The following is a 3,778-nucleotide window of genomic DNA, read 5'->3' as shown; positions in this document are numbered from 1 at the left end:
CGGTGAACACCGCTGTTCGGTACCTGATCCGCGCCCACCCCTGATGCTTGCCAAACAGGCATGGAGGCGTTATCTAAAAAGGGAACCCCGGCCCCTGCGGGAACAGGAACCGGGGCTGGCACGGCGCGGTTAGCGCCCCCGTGCACGGCTACCGAGTCAGGTTTACACCTTTCGGCCCCGTACCAGTGCTAGCTGATACGGGGCCAGCCTTTTATGGCCGACTATCGCCCCGCAGCAGCAGGGCGAGGAGTACCAGCAACACCAAGACGACATAGCGTCTCATGCGGCACCCCCTTTGATAGTTTGCGCCGTGCCGGGCGCAGATCAGGAAGGGGGTAGCCGTGCCCGCTCCTTATATCTGGATTCTCCCCGCCCGGCAACGCTTTGCCGGGCAGAATGGCGCGTACCCAGAGCTATTCGCAGTTGTCGGTGGCCAGGTGCCCGATCTGCGTGACCTATTTTCCCGTGGTTACGGCTCGGCACGCTCATGTGTAGGAATCAGCGATAGCGTGTAAGAGAAGAGCGTGTTCTGATAACTCAAGCCCAAAATCTCCTTGAGTGGCTGTATGTTTAAGTCTTTTATCCGCATTTCATTGAAATTTATGACTTTTTATTGCTCCTTAAACGGGCAGCATTGAGTCAAGATATAAACCTAGGCAAAAAATTAATGCAATTTGTGGAGCAAATAATTTTTACAAGTATTTTGCTAAGATTTAAAAAAATATTGCTTTTTATATACAACCAGATATAAGTCAAAATTATTTATTAATGGCAGAAGGTAATACTGGAAACTACTCGCTTTGATAGAAAGTGATCGTTACAGTAATTCGTATTGCCATCTAGCGCACTTAGTCGCTTACGGCCCATTTTATACAAAGATGCAGGTTGTTATGCCGCTCCAAGAAAAAGAGAACGTAATAGCAACAATTTTAGCTTTACAAGGTGACGTAGAAGTCAGCAATATTGTCGATTCACTTCGAAAGGCAAACGTGACCCACGGATGTTACGCTTACAAGTTTCGAGTAAAAACTTCCGAATCTCTTTTGGAAAAGGTGTACAGGAAGATTGCTAAAAAACCAAAATACTGCGTTACAACAATAACTGATGTTATAGGAATACGGCTTGTAACGCTTTTCAAAAGTGAAATGCTTGATGTATATAAAAAGCTCATTGAATTTACTGCTAAAGAGACTTCAGACGACAGTTCAGAATTGAAGTTTATTCCTCCAGAAGAGGTTATTGTCTATAGAGGAAAGTCTATAATTGAAGATTTATATAATGATATTAAAGAGATTTCGGGTAAGTTTTTTCCTGATCTGAAAGTCCAATCAGAAGCCTCAGTTGCAGGATACTCAAGCATACATGTAATATGTAGACGTAATAAACGTATAGAACACACTCCAGAAAATTATTTTCTTCCTATTGAAATACAAATAAGGACTGTTTTTGAAGATGCATGGGGTGAAATAGAGCATAAATATGGATATAATCATCGAATGGGAAAGGCTGAAGACCCAAGCATTGTAAGCTCTCCTCACATTAGGAACCATTTGAGAGTATTAAAAGATTTTACTGATGCATGTATGGAATATGCTGAATGCATACGTAAAGAAACGCAACGCAGCAACGCGATTGAGCAACCCGTTACGACTAAACCAGTCTCCGTTGAATTTGACAAAGATATTCTTGAACAATTCAAGGATGCTAGTTTTTCTGAGGATTTTATTCAAAGATTCATGAAGGCGAGAAGTACAAGAGAAGAAGCTGCTAATAGAATTGCAAAAAATACAGCCAACTGGGATGAAATTTGCTCTTTATATATAACATCTGCACAAGAATTTTCCGAACTTTCGAAAGAAATATCTCAAGATAATTGCTTAGAATGCCTAGATGACAAATTTAAATTAGCCTATTTTTATTGCAAATTAAATGAAGCTCTTTCATTTATGTCTACGAATGAAATAGGCTATATAAATGATGCTTACAATATATATACATTTTTGGAAAAATATTATAGCGAATATCCGATACTAAAAATGAGGATTGGACAAGCCTTAGGAAAGCTTGGACAACTTGAAGATTCCATTGTTAAATTAAGAGAAGCGCAGGCAATGATGGAAGAATGTAAAGAAATTTCAATTAAAGAAAAAAAGTGGCCTAGTTATTTGCCAAAAGTGGACTATGACCATATGCTTTGGGGGGTACCAAAGTTACTTGGTTTTTCAATTTGGAGTAAGACGCAAGAAAGTGGTGTCACAAATTCACAAAAAGAGCAATTCTACCTTGAAGCACTCCATGTTACAGAAAAATGCATAGGGTGCATAAGAAAGAAAGAAGACAGTATAGATGTGTATAACAACTTATTATACTATTCGACCGGTTTTATTTTTTATGCGAACCACACGCATGAAGCGTTGCCTGCTGTAAAATTAATGTTAAAGAAATATCTTAAAAAATTTACTAGCTTTTTTAGTGAAATCAATACTATTCCAATTGAGGAAATGGATACTCTTTTCCGTGCCTATGCGTTGCTAGAGCATAAAAAAGCAGAAGAAACAGCGAACATCTTAATCAAAGCCTGTTTGCGAAGCACACGCCCACCGTCAAGATCAAATTTAAAAATTGCTCAAAATGCACAATATTATATTGATAACAAAAAACTTCTTTCAATGTAGTTTTATGGCAGTTTTTCTTGACATCACGGCATGACTAGGTCAACGTGAATTTACAACAACAGGAGAACTAAAATGAAAAGCAATAATGTCCCTAACGGCGATGCATAATAACTGAAATTAATCAGTAAAATCAAGGCTCCTGAAATTTCAGGAGCCTTTTTTGTATGGAGAACCTCCTCCACTAGGCGGCGGGTTCTACCAAGCTTATAGCTATGTTCAAGTCAGTAAAACTCCTTTTGATTTGCTAAAAAAATTTCGCGATCTGGAACTGCGAGTCAATAAATCAAAAGGAGGGCACAATGGGTGATGCAAAAAATTTTGAACTATCCCATGGGGATAGTTCACTCTGTTATCTGGCTGAGAAAACCAAAATCAGGACCAGTAAGCGCGATGATCGCGGCCAAAACGGCAAAGCGCATGGCGGTATCCTCCTTTCCGTTTGCGTCGTGCCCAAACGCGAAGGAGGTAGGGCCGCTGCTCTATTTATATACTCGCTTCCCGCTCCCTACAACACTTTATACGGGCGTGCGGCGCATACCCAGAGCTGTTTGCGGTTCTCGGCGGCCAGGTGCCCGATCTGCGGGGCCTATTCCTCCGTGGCCACGGCGGAAACAGCGCTGCCCTGGGAGTCCAGCAGAACGATGCTATACGGAATATAACTGGCAGCTTTGGCCAGCACAGTTCGGCTTCTGCTGGAGGCGTTTTCTATAGGACAGGAGGCTGTGCTGAAGATATTCGCAGCTCATACGGTACGTGGTCCGGTAATGGCGTCGGCTTTGACCTCTCTCGTGTCGTTCCGACCGCTGAAGAAAACCGCCCTGTCAATCAGGCGATTCGGTATCTAGTCCGTGCCCGGCCATAGGAGGGAAGCAGAATTTACGGCCGCGCGCGGACTAGAAATCGTACCGCCTGGTTGTCCGGTCGAACCTCATTGGCCACGGGTACACCAGCGGCGGAGAGATCCAATCCATAAGCAGTACTCCCCCAGTTACCGTCCCATGAGCCCCTAGGTTCAGGACTCGTTAATTGCCAACCATTTTATATCAGTGTATTTATAACGCCCGAGGTAAGTCATGAGCACACTGTTTTATCTTTCCACCGGG

1 protein-coding gene is annotated in these 3,778 nt (G+C 42.7%); it reads left to right on the top strand.

What is annotated here, in order from left to right; all coding sequences use genetic code 11:
* The first annotated feature begins 890 nt into the window (after window positions 1-890).
* The gene (locus KH208_RS15360; protein WP_291437754.1) at window positions 891-2,675 is read left to right on the top strand and encodes a RelA/SpoT domain-containing protein; all 1,785 of its coding nucleotides are present in this window, start codon (window positions 891-893) and stop codon (window positions 2,673-2,675) included.
* Window positions 2,676-3,778 lie beyond the last annotated feature (1,103 nt).

Source organism: Desulfovibrio sp., assembly GCF_018379785.1.
Classification (GTDB): domain Bacteria; phylum Desulfobacterota; class Desulfovibrionia; order Desulfovibrionales; family Desulfovibrionaceae; genus Desulfovibrio.
The sequence above is the reverse complement of the archived record's forward strand: the minus strand, read 5'-3'. Positions and strand labels throughout refer to the sequence as shown.

Bases quoted from the DNA above. Each gene is read 5' to 3' on its own strand.
- KH208_RS15360 (WP_291437754.1), top strand. From the start codon at position 891: ATGCCGCTCCAAGAAAAAGAGAACGTAATAGCAACAATTTTAGCTTTA.